This window comes from Streptomyces sp. Q2 (genome assembly GCF_056820935.1).
Genome location: NZ_JBXEJE010000059.1, coordinates 21,123 through 38,817, shown reverse-complemented (window position 1 = coordinate 38,817; position 17,695 = coordinate 21,123). Strand labels below are relative to the sequence as shown.

General features: G+C 67.4%; 17 protein-coding genes. 4 read left to right on the top strand and 13 right to left on the bottom strand.

Features of this window, described 5'->3' with window-relative positions; all coding sequences use genetic code 11:
• Window positions 1–130: 130 nt before the first annotated feature.
• Window positions 131–4,102 (top strand): type VII secretion protein EccCa, encoded by a 3,972-nt coding sequence (gene eccCa / locus ACWBNA_RS42535; protein WP_482709969.1) that lies wholly within the window; start codon window positions 131–133, stop codon window positions 4,100–4,102.
• A 113-nt stretch (window positions 4,103–4,215) separates the two neighbouring features.
• Here the strand turns inward: eccCa and ACWBNA_RS42530 are convergent, their stop codons facing one another.
• The gene (locus ACWBNA_RS42530) at window positions 4,216–4,863 is read right to left on the bottom strand and encodes a hypothetical protein (protein ID WP_482709952.1); all 648 of its coding nucleotides are present in this window, start codon (window positions 4,861–4,863) and stop codon (window positions 4,216–4,218) included.
• A 263-nt stretch (window positions 4,864–5,126) separates the two neighbouring features.
• Between ACWBNA_RS42530 and ACWBNA_RS42525 the strand changes: the two genes are divergently transcribed.
• Genes ACWBNA_RS42525 through ACWBNA_RS42515 form a run of 3 tightly spaced genes read left to right on the top strand, consistent with a single transcriptional unit; the run spans window position 5,127 to window position 8,512 of the window.
• On the top strand, window positions 5,127–5,609 hold the full coding sequence (locus ACWBNA_RS42525; RefSeq protein ID WP_482709951.1) for a hypothetical protein: 483 nt from the start codon (window positions 5,127–5,129) through the stop codon (window positions 5,607–5,609).
• A gap of 11 nt (window positions 5,610–5,620) precedes the next feature.
• Entirely contained in the window at window positions 5,621–7,879 is a 2,259-nt protein-coding gene (locus ACWBNA_RS42520; protein ID WP_482709950.1) for a hypothetical protein, read from the top strand.
• A gap of 6 nt (window positions 7,880–7,885) precedes the next feature.
• Window positions 7,886–8,512, top strand: coding sequence for a hypothetical protein (locus ACWBNA_RS42515; RefSeq protein WP_482709949.1), 627 nt, complete (start codon window positions 7,886–7,888; stop codon window positions 8,510–8,512).
• A 112-nt stretch (window positions 8,513–8,624) separates the two neighbouring features.
• Here the strand turns inward: ACWBNA_RS42515 and ACWBNA_RS42510 are convergent, their stop codons facing one another.
• From ACWBNA_RS42510 to ACWBNA_RS42455, 12 genes are all read right to left on the bottom strand, one after another.
• The gene (locus ACWBNA_RS42510; RefSeq protein WP_482709947.1) at window positions 8,625–8,924 is read right to left on the bottom strand and encodes a WXG100 family type VII secretion target; all 300 of its coding nucleotides are present in this window, start codon (window positions 8,922–8,924) and stop codon (window positions 8,625–8,627) included.
• A 67-nt stretch (window positions 8,925–8,991) separates the two neighbouring features.
• Window positions 8,992–9,330, bottom strand: coding sequence for a WXG100 family type VII secretion target (locus ACWBNA_RS42505; RefSeq protein WP_383862069.1), 339 nt, complete (start codon window positions 9,328–9,330; stop codon window positions 8,992–8,994).
• A 101-nt stretch (window positions 9,331–9,431) separates the two neighbouring features.
• Window positions 9,432–10,685: a S8 family serine peptidase gene (locus tag ACWBNA_RS42500; protein WP_482709946.1), complete on the bottom strand. Its 1,254-nt coding sequence runs from the start codon at window positions 10,683–10,685 to the stop codon at window positions 9,432–9,434.
• A gap of 24 nt (window positions 10,686–10,709) precedes the next feature.
• On the bottom strand, window positions 10,710–12,392 hold the full coding sequence (locus ACWBNA_RS42495; RefSeq protein ID WP_482709945.1) for a WXG100 family type VII secretion target: 1,683 nt from the start codon (window positions 12,390–12,392) through the stop codon (window positions 10,710–10,712).
• Window positions 12,389–12,850: a hypothetical protein gene (locus tag ACWBNA_RS42490; RefSeq protein ID WP_482709943.1), complete on the bottom strand. Its 462-nt coding sequence runs from the start codon at window positions 12,848–12,850 to the stop codon at window positions 12,389–12,391. Before ACWBNA_RS42490 ends, ACWBNA_RS42495 begins: the two co-directional genes overlap by 4 nt.
• A 375-nt stretch (window positions 12,851–13,225) precedes the next feature.
• Window positions 13,226–13,774: a hypothetical protein gene (locus ACWBNA_RS42485; RefSeq protein ID WP_482709942.1), complete on the bottom strand. Its 549-nt coding sequence runs from the start codon at window positions 13,772–13,774 to the stop codon at window positions 13,226–13,228.
• Window positions 13,752–15,026, bottom strand: a complete 1,275-nt coding sequence (locus ACWBNA_RS42480) for a WXG100 family type VII secretion target (protein WP_482709941.1) — start codon at window positions 15,024–15,026, stop codon at window positions 13,752–13,754. The genes ACWBNA_RS42485 and ACWBNA_RS42480 overlap by 23 nt, the downstream gene beginning before the upstream one ends.
• Complete coding sequence (locus ACWBNA_RS42475) at window positions 15,026–15,328, bottom strand: DUF6317 family protein (protein ID WP_482709940.1); 303 nt, start codon at window positions 15,326–15,328, stop codon at window positions 15,026–15,028. The genes ACWBNA_RS42480 and ACWBNA_RS42475 overlap by 1 nt, the downstream gene beginning before the upstream one ends.
• Before the next feature lie 4 nt (window positions 15,329–15,332).
• Window positions 15,333–15,611, bottom strand: a complete 279-nt coding sequence (locus ACWBNA_RS42470; RefSeq protein ID WP_482709939.1) for an SAV_915 family protein — start codon at window positions 15,609–15,611, stop codon at window positions 15,333–15,335.
• Between the two features lie 469 nt (window positions 15,612–16,080).
• On the bottom strand, window positions 16,081–16,773 hold the full coding sequence (locus ACWBNA_RS42465) for a contact-dependent growth inhibition system immunity protein (RefSeq protein WP_482709938.1): 693 nt from the start codon (window positions 16,771–16,773) through the stop codon (window positions 16,081–16,083).
• 32 nt (window positions 16,774–16,805) lie between these two features.
• On the bottom strand, window positions 16,806–17,105 hold the full coding sequence (locus ACWBNA_RS42460) for an RNase A-like domain-containing protein (protein WP_482709937.1): 300 nt from the start codon (window positions 17,103–17,105) through the stop codon (window positions 16,806–16,808).
• 13 nt (window positions 17,106–17,118) lie between these two features.
• A complete protein-coding gene (locus ACWBNA_RS42455; RefSeq protein WP_482709936.1) occupies window positions 17,119–17,646 on the bottom strand; it encodes a hypothetical protein in 528 nt (175 codons plus the stop codon).
• Window positions 17,647–17,695 lie beyond the last annotated feature (49 nt).

The following is a 17,695-nucleotide window of genomic DNA, read 5'->3' as shown; positions in this document are numbered from 1 at the left end:
CACGCGAACATCCGGCACCCTACCGTCCCGTCGTCCCTTATGAAGTCAGTAGGATCGCGCGGCGGCCTGCGTCCGCCCGACACGGGGCGGCGGACGGACTTCTCCGGGCCGGCCAAGGGAATGGATGACAGTGAGCCACATCGTCGTGAAGCGCCCGCCTCGGGTGCTGCCGTCCGAAGTGTCCACGCAGGAGATCGTCCTGCAGCCTCCGCCCGAACTGCCGCGGGGGCACCAGGAAAGCGTGCTGATGCAACTCCTGCCGACCCTCGGCATGGGTGGCTCGGTGGTCTTCTTCTTCACGAACGGGCAGCCGTTCATGAAGATCATGGGCATGATCATGATCGCCTCGACGGTCGCCATGTCCATCGCGATGGTGGTCCGCTTCCGCCGCGGCTCCCAGGGGCAGTTGGCGGACATGCGCCGCGACTACCTCAGCTACCTGGCGCAGACCCGGCGCACCGCCGTCGACACGGCGAAGGCGCAGCGGGACGCGCAGTACTTCCTCCACCCCTCCCCCGAGCAGCTGTGGGCCCTGGTCGCCGAGGGCAGCCGGGTGTGGGAACGGCGCCCCGGCGACGAAGACTTCGCCCAGGTCCGCATCGGCCTCGGCTCGCAGGCGCTCGCCAGCGCCCTGGTCCCCCCGGAGACCGCCCCCGTCGAACAGCTGGAGCCGCTGACGGCGGGCGCGATGCAGCGCTTCCTCGCCGTCCACAGCACTCTGGACGACCTGCCGATGGCCGTCTCACTGCGGGCCTTCTACCACGTCACGATCAGTGGTGACCCGCAGTCCGTACGGTCCTCCGCCCGGGCCATGGCCGGTTCGCTGGCCGCGTTGCACTCCCCCCAGGACCTGCTCCTCGTGGTCGCGGCGGGCCGCCAGGCCCTGCCCCACTGGGAGTGGGCCAAGTGGCTCCCGCACGTCCAGGCCCCCGGTTCCGTGGACGGCGCCGGCAGCCGCCGGCTGATCGACAGCGACACCCGCGAGCTGGAGAACCTGCTCGCCACCCGGCTGACCGGCCGTCCGCGCTTCCACCCGAACGCGGCGCCGCTGCCGGAGGAGCCCCACATCGTCGTCGTACTCGACGGCGTCTCCCTGCCGCCGGACTCCGTCCTGGCCAACCCGGAGGGACTGCAGGGCGTCACGGTCCTCGAGGTCGTCCCCGGCGAGCTGACCGGGGCCGGCGGCGAGCTCTCCATCGTCGTGCAACCCGAGGCGCTGCACCTGGAGTCGGGGCACGGCGTCGTCTACGAGGGGACCCCCGACACCCTCTCCTACGAGTCCGCCGAGGCGTTGGCCCGGCAACTCGCCCCGCTGCGGATGGCCTCCGGCGGGGACGACGACGAACCGCTGCTGGCCAACCTGGAGTTCACCGACCTGCTGAACCTCGGTGACGCGGCCTCCGTCGACACCAAGCGCACCTGGCGGCCGCGTTCGCTGGCCGAGCGGCTGCGGGTGCCGATCGGACTCGGCGAGGACGGCCGGCCCGTCATGCTGGACCTCAAGGAGGCCGCGCAGGAGGGCATGGGACCACACGGTCTGTGCGTGGGCGCCACCGGCTCCGGCAAGTCGGAGCTGCTGCGCACCCTGGTGCTGGGCCTGGCGGTGACGCACTCCTCGGAGACGCTGAACTTCGTCCTCGCCGACTTCAAGGGCGGCGCCACCTTCGCCGGCATGGCGCAGATGCCGCACGTGGCGGCCGTCATCACCAACCTCGCGGACGACCTCACCCTGGTCGACCGCATGGGCGACTCCATCCGCGGCGAGCTCAACCGCCGTCAGGAGATGCTGCGCGACGCGGGCAACTACGCCAACATCCACGACTACGAGAAGGCGCGCGCGGCCGGTGCGCCGCTGCAGCCGATTCCCTCGCTGGTCCTGGTGATCGACGAGTTCAGCGAACTGCTCACCGCCAAGCCGGACTTCATCGAGATGTTCGTCCAGATCGGCCGCATCGGCCGGTCGCTCGGCGTGCACCTGCTGCTGGCCTCGCAGCGTCTGGAGGAGGGGCGACTGCGCGGCCTGGAGACGTATCTGTCGTACCGGATCGGTCTGCGCACCTTCTCCGCCGCGGAGTCCCGGGCGGCGATCGGCGTACCGGACGCCTACGAGCTGCCCAACGTCCCCGGCTCCGGCATCCTGAAGTTCGGCACGGGCGAGATGGTGCGCTTCAAGGCGGCCTACGTCTCCGGCGTGTACCGCTCGGGCACGCAGCGGTCGGCGCTGGGCAGCGGCCAGCTGCCCATGGACCGGCGGCCGGTGCTGTTCACGGCGGCCGAAGTGCCCGTCCAGTACGTGGCGGTGCCGCAGCAGCGCCCTTCGGCCCCGGACACCCCGGACGTCGACGACGCTCTCGCCGACACCGTGCTGGACGTGGTCGTGCGCCGGCTGGAGGCGCAGGGGCCCGCGGCCCACCAGGTGTGGCTGCCCCCGCTGGACAGCCCGCCCTCCCTGGACGGACTCCTGCCCGGACTCACCGCCGTACCGGGCCGCGGCCTCACCCAGCCCGGCTACGAAGGCGCGGGCCGCCTGATCGTGCCCGCGGGCCTCGTCGACAAGCCGTTCGAGCAGCGCCGCGACCCGCTCTGGGCCGACTTCTCCGGAGCGGCCGGCCACATGCAGATCGTCGGCGGTCCGCAGTCCGGCAAGTCGACCCTGCTGCGCACCCTGATCTCCGCGTTCGCACTCACCCACACACCGCACGAAGTCCAGTTCTACGGCCTGGACTTCGGCGGTGGCGGCATGGCGGCGATCGCCGGACTGCCCCACGTGGGCGGCGTGGCCTCCCGCCTGGACCCGGAGCGCGTGCGGCGCACGGTGGCCGAGGTGTACGGCGTGCTGACCCAGCGCGAGGAGTACTTCCGCTCCGCCGGCATCGCGTCCATCGCGGACTTCCGGGCACGGCGTGCCCGCGGCGAGATCTCGGTCACGGACCAGCCGTGGGGAGACGTCTTCCTCGTCATCGACGGATGGGGCAACTTCCGCGCCGACTACGAGGCGATGGACCAGGTGATCCACGACATCGCGGCCCGCGGTCTCGGGTACGGCATCCACCTGATCCTGACGGCCTCGCGCTCGATGGAGGTCAGGGCCGCCCTCAAGGACCAGCTGATGAACCGCCTGGAGCTGCGGCTAGGCGACACCATGGACTCCGAACTGGACCGCAAGGTGGCCGCGAACGTCCCGGCGGGCGTGCCCGGCCGCGGACAGGCACCCCAGAAGCTCCACTTCATGGCGGCCGTGCCCCGCATCGACGGTCTGACCTCCGACACGGACCTGGCGGAGGCCACGGCGGCGCTGGCCACCGAGGTCTCCCGGCACTGGCAGGCACCCGGAGCGCCCGAAGTCCGCCTGCTGCCACGCGAGTTCCCGGCCGGGCAGTTGCCTCCCGGCAACCGTTTCCCGCAGCGCGGTGTCGCCTTCGCGCTCGACGAGGACAACCTCGAACCGGTCTTCGTCGACTTCGAGCAGGACCCGTTCTTCCTCATCTTCGGTGAGAGCGAGTCGGGCAAGTCGAACCTGCTGCGGCTGCTGATCAAGCAGCTGACGGAGCGGTACGAGGGCCACGAGGCCAAGCTGTTCGTCATCGACAACCGGCGCTCCCTGCTGGACGTGACGCCGGCGTCCCACCTCGCCGAGTACATCCCCATGTCCAACTCCATGGACCACCACATGGCCGCCCTGGCCGACCTGATGCAGCGCCGCACCCCGACCGCCGACGTGACGGCACAGCAGCTGCGCGACCGGAGTTGGTGGCAGGGACCGACGGTGTACGTCGTCATCGACGACTACGACCTCGTGTCGACGTCGAGCGGCAATCCGCTGGCGGGCCTGACCGAGCTGCTTCCGTTCGCCCGCGACGTGGGCGTGCGGTTCATCATCGCGCGGTCCACGGCGGGCGCCGGACGAGCCTCGTACGAGGCGTTCATGCAGCGCATCAAGGAACTGGGCGCACAGGGTGTCGTCCTGGCCGGCGACCCGAGCGAGGGAGACATCCTCGGCGGGGTACGGCCACGGCCGATGCCCGCGGGGCGGGGGGTCTTCGTGTCCCGGCGGCGGGGGAAGCCGTTGGTTCAGGTGGGGTTGGTGGAGGGCGTGTACTGAGGTGTCGTGGCGGGGCCGAGCATCGCAGGCGTGTACTGAGGTGCCGGCCGGCCGCTTCCCCCACCGGGATCGGGCGGCTCGGCAGGCCTACCGACAGCCGCCCGGGCCCGACGTCAGGATTCCAGCTTCGCCGAGGGCGTGTCCCCGTTCTGCGCTTCCCGGACTCGGTCAGTGAGCATGGAGGCGAGGTCCTTGACGAACTCTTCGTCGACAGGGCCGGCACCTGACTCGCGGATGCTGACAGCTGCGATGCAGGTTCCGTCTCTCACCTGGACGTAGGCCCCCACTCCAGACCGCTTCACATAGCCGACGCCACCCTGCACGCCGTCACGGCGGTCTCCCAGCGAGCCCAGGTTCATGTTCTTCGGATCGACTATCGATCGGGAGTACCAGCTCAGGTTTGTTGCGTACGCCGCCTCGGCCGTTGCTTCACTCTTGTAGGCAGTCACCCAGAAGTCGATATGTGCATGGTCCGAACGCGTATATGTGGAGGTACCCATATATCGGGCGCCTGCGCAGGTCTGCTTCGCACCTTGCGCGCAGGCCGCTTTGGCGATGCGGCTCGTCATCGTCGTCACGTGCTGCGCATTGGTGACTTTCCAGCCCGGCATGGCTTCCCCGTCGGGAGCTACTGACTTGGTCTCCTGCGCGGTGAGTACGGAGATGCGGTCAGCGGGAGCAGCCTCACCACCGCATCCCGCAAGGGTGGCAAGAAGCGTCGTGGTGATGGCGACGGTGGCGGGTAGTCCGTTCGGTCTCACTGTAGAGCGGCCTTTCCGAAGGGTGTGTGCCCGTCATTTGCCCGGTGATTCGAGGGTCCGGCGCTCTCAGACGGTAGGAACGATTGTCGTGCGTGCACAACGTCGGTCGGGCGATGTAAGTGTGAAGTAATGATGCGCGTTGACGCTCGACTCCTCAGGCCGCAGCTGCCGTTGGTACGTTGAGGATCGAGTAAGAAGATCGGCGAGCAGTCACCCCGACCGGGGACTGACGCGGCACGGGGACCACGGGAGGGCACGGGGGCATGGCCTGGGACGAGTGGGAGCAGCTCAAGTCCGGCGCGGCGCAGCGCGGCTCGACGCAGATGCGGCTCAACCAGCTGCCCGCGGACCAAGGCGGAGGCGGGAGCGGAGCCGGGGACGGCGATCTGGTGGTGAACCAGGACGATCTCGGCGCCGTCGGCCACGAGGCCTTCGTCCTCTACGAGGATCTCCGCAGGGAAGCGGACATCGCCGGCGCGAGCCCGAACAAGGACGGCGCCGGTTCCACGGCGCAGGCCGCCGCCTCGTTGAAGTCCCACAACTTCGCGATGGGCGGTGCCCTGGACACGACGGTCGAGATCTGGACCTCCCAGGTCAAGTCCGTGCTTCAGGCATGCGCGCACATCTCCAATCACCTCGACTTCACCAAGAAGCTCCATGCGTCGGACGACGCCAAGATCGCGGCAGTGGTCAGCCGCGACGGCGAGGCCGTGACCGTGTCCGAGCTCAGCAGGTACTTCACGTAGGGAACACGGTCATGGCTTTCACTTACCTGGACCTGGCCGAGGTGGACCTCGGCGCACTCGGCACAGCGGTCTCCGACTGGAAGGGCACGGTCGACGGCCTCAAGACCCTGACGGAGAACGCCCAGAAGGGCATGCAGGCCAAGGCGGACCGCGCCCGATGGGCCGGAGTGAACGCCTCGGTGACCCGGGAGTTCGTCACCAAGACCAAGAAGGAGATCTCGGACCTCCACGTCGAGGCGAGCAGCATCCATCAGGTCCTCTCCGACGCTCACACCGAACTCGCCTCGTTGCAGAAGCAGGTCAGGACCGCGGTCGAGACGGATGCCTCGACCCTCGGGATCCGCGTCGAGGACATCGGCGAGGGGAAAGTCCGCTGCTTCTTCCCGCACATCCGGGGCGACAGCGACGAACGTACGCAGGAACAGCTCGACGCCAAGCAGGAGTTGGAGAACCGCATCAACCGGCTCCTCGCCCAGGCCGCGGAGGTCGACGAGTCGGTGGCCCGCGCCCTGCGCAAGAGCCACGGAAACGACCGGAACAACGCCGGACACAGCTCGTACGAATCCCTGAACGATGCCCAGGCCGAACGCGCCGTGGAGCTGGCCCGTAAGGGCGACAAGATGACCGACACGGAACTGCAGGAATTCAACCGGCTGATGCGGTTCAACGCCAGGGAGAAGAACGGCGAGTTCGCCACCGACTTCTACAAGGGGCTCGGCGGACCGGAGAAGACGCTCGAGTTCTACGCCGAGATGTCGATCAACGGCACCGGCCCTGACGCGAGCAAGGTCCGCCTCGACGCCGTGAAGGACCTCCAGAAGAACATGGGGTTCGCGCTGGCCAACGCCACGAACCCGCACACGGAGCACCACCTGCCCAGCAACTGGGGCGAGCAGTTCCGCCGCTTGGGCACACAGGAGATCGCCTGGGAGAAGGGCCAGTGGGGCAAGCCGTACGGCTACCAGGTCCTCGGCGGTCTGCTGCGCTACGGCAACTACGACGCGAGTTTCATCAACCCGATCGCCGAGCACGTCACCCAGCTGCACAAGGAGGACCCGTACTTTTTCCTGCGCAACAAGGCCGAGGGGTCGCCGGACATCTACGGCTTCAATCCCTCAGGCCAGCTGGGGTCGGGCAACGAACCACTCAACAGCGTCCTGGAGGCCCTCGGCCACAGCCCCGACGCGGCGGAAAAGTTCTTCACCGACCCGCCGACCGCGTACAACGAGGACGGTACGCAGAAGACCGGCGGCAAAGCGGGCTTCGACTCCTACCTCGACCTGTTCACCGACAAGGACTTCGAGTGGACGATCGACACCAACGACGCCAACGTCCTCGCCGACGAGGAAAAGACGAAGAACGCGCTCGGATTCGGTCAGCAGGCGCTCGGGCACGCGCTGGAGGCCGCGACGACCGGCCTGCCGTACGGCAGTGAGACCGTGTCGCCACCGCATTCCGAGGAAGGCGCCGCCATCTTCCACAAGCTCGTCGAACGCTACGGCGCCGACCCCGGTGACCTGGACGACTCACCCATGCGAGCGAGCCTGGGGAACATCACCGCCGACTACATGCGGGATGTACAGGGTGCCTTCATGGGGGACGGAAGCGTGGTGGGCACCCATGGCGCCAGCGCGCACCTCGGGAACTTCGACGTCACCACCAACCCGGAGGGCCTTTCTCCCGGCACCCTCAAGAACTTCCTGGGCGCGGTAGGAAAGGATCCCGATGCCTACGGAGCCATCCTGACTTCCCAGGAGGCGGTGACCACGGACCTCGTCAACGAGGCCTTCCATGACGCCGGTAAGTACAAGGAGCTGGCTCCGGAGATCGCCAACCGGGTTTCGCCCGGCGGCGAGATCGCCGGCATTATGGCGGAATCTCGCACGCAGGCGGTCGTTGACGAGAAAATCGCCTCGGACGCTGATTTCAATGAAGGGGTCGCCACTGCCGACAAATGGGCTGGCCGCGTCATTGGGATGGGGATCGGCAAGATCCCCATCGCGGGTGAGGCGGTTGGCTGGGTGGTGGAGGATGTCCAGGAGGCGGTCGTGAAGAACTTCACCAGGGATTCGAGCGAGGAAGCCCTGAAAAACCGAGACTTGTTCCTGGAGGAACAGAGGGGCAATTCGACGGACGCGATCTACGACGCTGCATACACGGCCGCCAGGGAAGCGGGCTACAACGAAACGAATGCGGCGAGTCAGGCCGAAGCCGCCAAGCGGGAAGTCCAGGACTCCTACGGCCAAGGACGCCAGAGAGCAGGGAAGTAGGAGCTCGTGAACGGATCAGAAAAGCGGAGTCGACGATTCAAGACGTCGGTTGCCCTAGCAGTCGTGGGGGCTCTGGCTGTGGCCGGCGTGGTGGTCTGGCAGGTCTGGCCGTCCGAGGAACCAGCTGTCGCGGTGCCGGCGCAGGTGTGCGATGACGCTCTTCCGGGAGCGGCCGCGAAGGCGCTTCTGCCAGATAAAGGTAAGCCGTTCTCGGATTGGGCTTCAGGTGTCTTCAATCCCCGGTACCCGTACAAATCAGCCAGACCCGGAACATGCAAACTGTACGGTGGAGGGAAGACGATAACGATCGACCACTCCTTCTATCTCCAGTCGGAATACAGCATGCAGGATGCGGCTCGCGGTGCGGAGCAGGCGGGCAACAAGAAGATCACTCTTGGTAAGGCCCGCGGGTATTACAAGGGGGACACCGTTTTCCTCTTTGCCGATTGCTCCGAAGCAGAAGAAGCCAAGGCTCTGGTAGAGGTTGACGTGACGTTCGAGAAGACGACCGACCGAGCCGTCATCCAGAACATGGCTTCGCTCGCTGCAGAGACCCTTCGGCTTGAGGCCCGGGATCTCTGGACTTGTGAGGGCGCGGAGGACCTGCCAAACGGTAGCCCGCAAGTCGGCTGAGCCGTCGTCCAGGACAGCGGTCGTGTCGAAATCTCGGTGTCTGTCGCGCGCGGGAACGACGACAGGGTGGGCACCTCCCGTGCGTGCCCACCCTGCCGTCGATCCGCTCAGCTCACTGGAAGTAGCTGGCTCCCTTGAGGTCACCGGCGCGGTAGTCGCCGCCGGCCTGGGTGACCTTCTGGCCGATGGACACGAGCGCCGCGTGGAGCGCGGCGGCGTCGGTGTCCCACTGCTTCATCTTCGCGCCGAACGCGTTCGCGGCTTCACCCTCCCACCCGGCGGCGACCTTCATCACTGCGGCCTTGAGCGCCTGGATGTCCTCTTCGAGCTTGCTGGCCTGCTTACCGAGCGTAGTGGTGATCGTATCGAGGCCGTCGTACTTCACAGCCATCTCGTCGTTGTGAATGCTCACCGTGGTTCCTCATCTCTTCATTGGCTTCTTTTGGGGCACGACGGCCCGGAGGCGTGACGGGTGCCGCTCAGTAGCTGTTGAGAGCCGACTTCTCGCCGCCGTACTGGACATCGATGCTCTGCATGGTCGAGCGCACCGCGTCTTCGTTCGTGTTCGTGAGCTTGCGGGTCTCGTTGATGTTGTCCAGGAACCACGTGAGCAGTGCGCCGATGCTCTTGACGCGCTGGTTGATCTCGACCTGCTTGTCGTTGAAGGCCTTGGCGCCGATGCCTCGCCAGTTGACCTCCATCGTGTCCAGCGTTCCCTGGAGAGTGCTGAGCTGACCCTTGATCGACTCGTACCGCTGAACCATTTCCTTTTCGAGCTTGATTACTTCGGCATCGTTGAGCTTCTGCCCAGCCACCATCGCGGGACTTCCCTTCGTCTAATTCGCTGTTATCTGCGGGGGTGTTGAGATCCGCTTACGGGATTGCGCAACGCACAGCGCGGCGCAGGTGCGGGAAGCGGTCAGGTGGTTCGCCTCTTGCGCGCCACGGCGAAGGCTCCGCCGCCGAGCACCACGACAAGGGCGGCGCCCAGGAGCACGTACAACTGGGTGTTGTCGTTGGAGGAGCTGGATCCTGCCGCTGACGTCGCGCCGCCTGAGGTGTTCTTCGGGGCTTGCGACGAGGCTGTGTCGGGAGCGGAGGGTGAGGGGGAGGTTCCGGTGACGCCGGCCCCGTTCTCGTAGCTGAGAGGGTCCTTGTCGGCGGAACCCGGATTGATGCTGGTGTTGTCCAGCACCCTACGAGGGCGGATCAAGCCGTATCCGAGATAGTTGCTCGGCTGGTCCTTCGGCCAATCCCGGGCGGCTGTGTCGATCAAGGTGCCGAGGACCTGGTTGGCGGTCCAGTTGGGGTGGGCAGACCAGATGAGGGCGGCGGAGGCGGAAGTGATGGCGGTGGCCATACTTGTTCCGTCTCCGTCATCGCAGTACGAGCGAAATGTCGCGTCGCACCAATAGGGCACCTTTAGGCCGGGAGCCGCAAGATCGACATAGTTGCCATGTTCCGAGAAGTCTCCGACTCTCCCGTTCTCATCGGAGGCAGCTACTCCGACGACAAAGGGGTAGGCGGCTGGATAGCCTACGAAGTTCTTGGATTCAGCATCATTGCCTGTGCCGGCGAACATCAACTTGCCCTTGGAGTTGGCGTACTTCACCGCCTCCTCCACATCCGGGTCGATGGTGTCGCCGCCGAAGGACATGTTGATGATCTGAGCGTCGCTGTCAGCGGCAGCCCTGATCGCTTCCGCGACCTCAGGAGCCTTCTTGTCCGGATTCCCCTCCAGGTTCACCTGATAGGGGACGATCTTCGCCCCGGGAGCCAGCCCTTGCAAGCCACCACCGGCTCCTGTGCCGGCGATCAGTTCCGCGATGGTCGTGCCGTGGCCCGCAAAGTCATTGGTCGCACCGCGCGAAACGGACTTTGCTACCTCGTCCGTGAGCACTTGGCCCTTCAGCGACGCAGTCTCGGGATTCACACCCGTGTCCACCACAGCAACCTGGACGCCTTTGCCCGTACTGGTCTTCCACATCCCTTCCACGTCCATCGCGTCCAAGTACCACTGCTTCGACTGGACATCGGCGGCAACCGCACTCGGAGCCAGCCCCGAAGTCACGACGGCGAAAGCACCGAGTGCAGCACACACCGCCGACGCTCGTCTTCCGGCACGCCCTGCGAAAATCGCAGTCAATCCGCCACGTGGGCTGGTCTCTGTCATGCCTCTGCAGATCCTCGCTCGTGTTCAGTCCGTCGCTGGCGGGGCGTTACGCCGCTGGGGTTCGGGCTGACGTTCACCCTCGCGGTCTTCACCATTCGTGTTCCGCCGGTTCCCCCTCGGACCGCGCCCGGTTTCAGCACTGCCTCCGGCCACTCCACCGCTTCTCGTAGCGGGGGCCCGTCCCTTGGGAGTACCAACGACCCCGTCAGGATTGCCCCCGGCCGGTCGGGCAGCCTGTCCCGTGCGGGCGCCGGGAGTTGAAGTGGAGTTCGGTGCCCCGATCACTCCGCGCTGCCCGATCTTGCCAGCAGGTGTACGGGAGGCGATGCCCTCGGCGCCGACGACCGTACCGCGAGGCACCCTGGAACCGGTCGATCCTGGAGTCGCCCCGGTGGTAGGCCGTCCTCCGACCACACCATTGCCGCGTGCTGCTCCCGTGGAACCCGAGCCACCGGCGCGGCTGTTCGCTGCCGCTCCCCCGACGGGGCGAGGCGTTCCCCCGGAGACACCACGGCCCATGGGCGACGCACCTGCCGCCGTGCCCCCGCCTCGGACTCCCGACTGCCCCGGAGCGGTGGATCGTCCCATTGGGCCCGCCGCGCTGCGCCCACCGGAAGTGCCGTTGGGCGTGCCTGCACGGCCCTGTGCCGAGATCGGGACTCTGTTGCCAGTCGTTGGGCCGAACCCTGACGTGCGGCGGGCCGACGTGGGTGGCACGCCGACGGCAAAAGGAGGAGTCGTACCCGTAGAGGTTCCGCTCGGTCCTGTGGTGGTCGGTGGAGTCACAGCCACCGGCTTCGCAGTGTCCTGCGGCGGAAGCGTTCCAACGCTGTCGATGTTCGTACCGACGTTACGGGACGGCGAGATGGTCGAGTCCTCCACTTGCCTGAGCGGCGGCGTGGCGTCAACCGAACGCGCGTGGCTGGTCGCCGCACTCGACGACTCATGGTCGGCCACCACGTACTCGCGGGTGGCCGTCACCTCCCCTCCGCCTTTCGGTTCACCTGGGTAAACCGGGGTCCACTGCGGCTTGGGCACCCCCACATCCGGCATGGCCTCGAACGTAGGCGCCTGCTGCTTCGCGAGGTACGTCTCCGACACCTCGTAGAAGGAGGCCAGCCGGTTCATCTGGTTGATCGCCTCTTGGCGGTCCTTCTCGACCTTGACCGCCGCCGTGTACTCCGCGTTGCCGTCGACCTGCTTGGGCGTCGGGATGTCCTCCACCGGCGTGCGGACGAGCCGGGTGTCGCGGGGCGGCATGGCGCTGCGGACCGACGCTAGGCCCGTCGCCGCTGCCGTGATCTGCGTACCGGCCGTTTCAGCGAAGGTCGCGAGTTCAAGGGCGTGTTTGACGAGGTTGCCGCCCCATTTGTGGAAGGCGGAGGCGGACTCGCCTTCCCACTCGACCCTGCCGATGTGGTCCTTGAGCTCGTTGGCGGCCGTTTCGATGGCGTCCTTGGCGTCCCACAGAGCCTTGCCCGCGGTCTCCAGTTCCTCCGGTTTCGCGGACTCGACCAGGTCGATCATCGCGTTGAGGTCGTGGTTCTCGAAGTCCGTCTTGCCGAAGACGCGGGGGACAGCACCACCGAAGGGAAGCGCCCTGACGAACGCCGTCCCCTGATTGATCATGTCGATGGCGCTGAGCTGGCCGGCTGCCTCTTCCTTCTCCGCCTGGTGCGGATTCTGGTGCTTCTGCTCGTCGCTCATTTGTACAGGCCCTTTTCGTCCCCGTCTGCCTGCTTCTTGTCAGAGCGCTGCGCGCTCTCTCCGCGCTCCTCGGCCTTCTTCTCCTGCAGCGCTTCCTCTTCCTGCCGCCCGATCTCGGTCTGGATCTCCCAGAACCGCCGCCGCTGCTCCTCTTCGATGTCGCTGAAGTTGCCGCGCGCGCCGTTGACGGCGATCTGGAGCGCCTCTATCTGCAGGCCAAGGTTCTTGGAGAGCGCGGTCAGGCGCTCGTGGACGCGCTCGTACTGCGCGTGGAGCGCCTTCGCCTCGTCGAAGCGACCCGCGCCCTTGAACGACGCCTCCGAGAGGCGGTGCGCCCCCACCTTCTGCGCGCTGCCTTGTGAGTCCTCGAAGTTGGAGAGCGCGGCGTCCACGCGCTTCTTGAAATCTCCGAGCGACTCCAGCGTGACCTTGAGAGCCTGGCGCTCCGCAGCAGGCACGATGCCTTCCCTCCCCGTTCCCCGTTTGTGAAGCTGTCGAGCGGTGCACAGGCCGTGGCCTGATCAACACACTCGATGACCACTGTAGTCATTGTGTAAATCGCGGCCAACTGAACTTTGTGTTAGGTGAGTTACGAAGTTGTCGAGACCCCGTCAGGAGACCCGCTCCGAACCTCCCCGAAGGATCTGAAACTCGGGCAAGCCACTCGCACCTCGCCGCACTCGCTGCCCGCCAGGAACCGTCCAGTGGGTCAGATGCCGTGCATGGCTCATTCTTTGCGATGCCAAAACGTGCCTGTCCTGCTCGGCACCCGCCGCCAACGCGGCATGACAGGCGCCGCGAGCGACACGAGAGCAGTGCGCACCGCTTCGTCGTCATGTTCCGGACGGATACTGCTGCTGCTGTTCCTCCAGCCAGCGTCGGGCACCGACCTCGCTCGGATACTCGCGGACCGTGAGCCAGGCCGCCAGCCAGCCGACGATGTACGCGGCGAACGCCGGCATGACGGGCGCCGCGAGGAGGACCAGGCCACGGCCGGCGGCGATCCGTCCGGGACCGCGGCTGTCGTGGTCGCGTTTGGCGTAGCCGGTCTGGTCGGGGGTGGGCGGATGGAGGAGCGCCTCGCGGTGGCTTCGGCGTTGTCTGATCCAGCCCCAGACCAGGGCCGCGCAGGACGCGACGGCCTGCGTCCAGTTCCACGCCGTGCGCACAGTGGGCGACCACTCGCTGGTGAACCCCCGGTAGAGGTTGAGGGCGAAGAAGCAGACCATGGCCATGACGACGATCAGGAAGACGGTCGTACGGGCGCGGCACAGCCAGTAGGGCACGCCGCGCTTGTACCAGGTGGTGCCGAGTTTCGGCAGGGCGGGAATGTGGGCGGGCGTTCCGTGGACGGTGGCCTCAGAAGATGCCTGTGACGCCATGCCAGATGTCCTTCCCCAGTCGTACGACGTCGTCTCCGGTCTCCGTGGCGACGTTCCCGGCGCCGTGCAGGACGCCTCCGACCACGCCGTGGTCGTGGATGTCCTCGCTCCAGTGCTCGTGGAAGGAGTGGTCGAGGACGTCTGTCGCGAGGATCGCCGCCCCCACGCCGACCACCGCCACCGCGACGGCGCCTTCGACGGGCAGGGCGGCCACCACGACGGCCCCGGCGGCCACACCGGCGACGGCGGCTCCGACGTCGACGGTGACGGAGTGCTGCCAGGACCAGCCCTTGTCGTGGTCGTCCTTCGCCTCGACCAGTCCGCAGGCGGCGGCCGCGGCGACGTCCAGCACCGGGATCTCCCGGAGGAACTCGGGAAGCTTGCTCACACCTTCGCCCAGGCGCAGCGCGTCCGCCGCGTCGGCCAGCTTCACGTTGAGGGCCCGGTCGTACGGCAGGGCCGTACTGCCGTGATCGGCGCGGGCGATGGCGTCCTCCAGCGAGTCGACCTTCATGACCGCGTCGCGGTAGGCGCCCTTGGCGGGAAGGTCGTCGGGCAGCGCGCGGCCCGCCTTCTGGAACGCCTTGCGCTCCGACCGCAGTTCCTTCTTGGCGGACCGTTCCTCGGCCTTGGCCCCGTCGAGCAGCTCGCGGGCGTGTCTGCCGCCGGCCCGGGCGTCCTCGGCGTCGTAGGCGTACAGACCGCGCAGGGCGTCGGCGATGGTGATCTTGTCTCCGGTGGACACCGGCGCCGTCACCTGCGCGTACAAGCCCCGGAGTGCGTTCGCCGCGACCAGCCGCGCGTGCTGGGCGGTGTGCAGGATCTCCGTGCGCACCTTGTCGTACTCGCCCAACGCGGCGATCGCCTTCTGGTCGTCGGCACTGGGCGGATTCGCTGTCGCCATCTCCAGCGGGACGCCCTTGTCCCTCATGGCCACGCCCTTGCGCGTGGCCTCGTGCTCCGCGTTCTGCAGGGCCGTCTCGCAGGTGGAGAGTGCGTCGGCGAGGTCGGAAAGGATGCCGCCCGCGGCGTGCACGAGGCTCGCGAAGGCGCCCGCCGTCAGTGCGTCCTGACTCCACGTGGCGCGGAACGTCTCGGCCGCCTCGCCCTTCCAGGAAGTGTCGTCGACCAGCCCCTCCACCGCGCGGCTCAGCGGGCGGACGACGTCGTCGAGCTTCTGCTTCGCGTTCTTGTACGTCTCGGCCATCGTGCGCAGCCCGCCGATGTCGCCCCCGACCCAGCTGTCGGCCATCAGCCGTCACCCACCATCAGGTCCTCGAACAGGCCGTGTACGTCGATGTCGTGCCTCTGGAAGGAGTCGCGGGCGTACGTCACCTTGTCTCCGTGGTCGTCCAGGCGGTCGGCGAAACCGATGTGCAGGGCGACGATGAGGTCGGCGACCTCCTTGACGGCGTGATCGAGCCCGGCGTCGCCGCCGTCCGCCACGGGCGGGGCGACGTCGGGGTGCAGCTTGCGGTAGTTGACGGCCTCGTCGTGGAAGGTCTTCGACATCGCGGTGAGGTCGCTCAGCACGGCCTTGAAGTCGACGGCCATCAGCTCACCGCCCGCGCGTAGGCGGCCAGGTCGGCCGGCAGCCAGTTGGGGCGCCCGGGGGCGAGACGCGGGTCGAGGAGGACCGTGCACCGTGCTCGTCCAGCGCCTCCGCCAGCAGTCCGATCGACGTGGCCACCCACGGCTGCGCCTCGCCGAGCGCCGCGACCAGCTTGGCCGGCGTGGTGAAGGCGAACGCCACGCTTCCCTGCACGGGGTGCTCGAACAGTTCGTACGCGATGAAGGGCGCGCGGGCGGGTCTGCCGGAAGCGTCCGTCGTGTCCACGTACCGGGGATGGGCGGGGACGAGGACAGGAGTGCGGTACGGGGGAACGCCGGGCTTCGGGCCCGGTGACCGTCGCGTCTCCGAGTGTTCGGTGTGCTCGCTGTACTCGACGTGATCGACGTGATCGACGTGATCGACGTGATTGTTGCGATCGACATGATCGACGTAATCCAGAAGGCGTGATCTTCGGGGCTCCGGGTCCGATGCCCCGGCTCCGGAGGGGGCCTGGCCCTGGGCTTGGGCCCGCCCTGTGGGCGGCTCCGCCTCGAAGTAGTCGAGAAGGTGGGAACGGATCGGTGCGGCCACCGCCGTCTCCTCTCCCCCGTGGACGATGTGGCGGCACCACCGTAGCCAGCGAGCGATCGGGCAAATCCCGCTATGTCAGGTCAGCGGGGTTCGGGCATGCGGAACCCATACGACGGTTTGGCCACGACCCGGTCAGGGCTTGACTGCGGGATGACCCCCGCGCTCAGCCGTCGTCCGTCGACCGAGGCCCGTACTCCGCCCGCGGCGCACCGAGCCGATCCGCGACCGACGCGAGCCATCCACTCGGCGAGTACGGGGCCGGCGGGTCGACCTCCATGCCCAACTCGGCGACGGCCAGGGCGTAGTCGGACTCGTCGAGGTCCAGGGCGAGCAGTTCGTGCAACTCGCCGACGAGCCGAGCCGTGAGCTGCGGAGCGGTGGAGGCCCGGTAGTCGTCGACGGCCGAGTCGTGGTCGTCGAACTCGTCCGGCATGTCCTGGGAGAACCAACCGCCGAGGAACTGGCCAAGCTCCGGGAAACGGGCCTGCCACTCCCAGTGGGTGGCGGGCGTGGCCGCGGGCGGGACCTCGCCCTCCTCGACGCTGTGCTTGATGTGATCGGCGAGGCAGTACAGCCACTGCTGGATCTCGCCCTCGGGCAGACCGACGTCCGGGATCGGATAGAACTCGCCCAGGCGCAGCCGGAGTCGGCCGGGCGGGTTGTCGGCGTACTCACGCAGTTGCCGCTCGGCGACGGCCAGCGCCCACGGGCGGCTGTGCCAGGTGTGTCGCAGGTATGCGGTCAGGGCCTGGCTGGGCTTGTCCGCGGTGTCGTCGGCCGACTGTCCGGCGTAGGCACGCATCACCTGGTCCAGCTCGCCGTAGCGGCGGTCGTGTTCGAGGGGGCTCAGGGGCACGGTGATCAGCCTCTACGGGTCTCTGCGGGTCTCTACAGGTAGACGGGGAAGGTGGCGTGGACGACGAAGCCGTGGGGGCGGGACGCATCCCGCTTCAGAACCACGCGGGCCGCTCGCACGTCGATCGGCTCCCGCCCGGCCAGCATCATCGCCTGAAGCAGGACTCGACCCACCGGCTCGGATCGCGAGGGCCAGGAAGCCTCGATGGCCAGACGGGGACGCGTGGACTGCGCCAGCCATCGATGGACAACCTGCTCGTTGGCGGTGACGACCTGCTGCGTTGCCCATTGGGCGGTTTCGCGGTCGGGGTAGGTCGCGGAACGAGTACGCAACGTCTGATTCCTCTCAGTCTTCCCAGAAGGCCCAGAAGACGCCCACCTCTGTATCGGTAACGGCGACAAGGCCGCAGTCCGTGGTGTAGACGGAGAGGCATTCCCACTGGGTGTCGGGATTCAACAGATCGGCGTTCGGGTTGTCTTGGGCGTCGGAGGCGTTGGTGAAGAAGGCGGCGCTCGGACCGAACCGCGAGAGGATTTCGCGGGAACTCCTGAACAAGCCGTCCCGGCGGTCCATGAAGTTCGGGATATTGGCCGCCTGGTACCACTCGCCTTTGAGGGCGACCAGGAGCTGGGTCGCCGACGCAGAACCGATCTCGTACAGACTCGAATCGAGTTGCTCGACGTTCCACGCCATGAAAGGGCCCCCCGTGCCGCTGCGGTCCTCGCCGACTTCTGGAGCGTGGTTGACGGAGAGCCAGCCTCTTGGGTCGACAGCCTTGAGTGCCATGACGGACGCGGCGTCACGTCGCCAGTCGTCGTGCTTCCGAGGACCTACCCATGCGAATGTCCAACCGCCACCGAACAGATCGGTCACGGCGGATTTCCAGGATGCTGCGTCGACCACAGGCTCTCTCTGATTCACG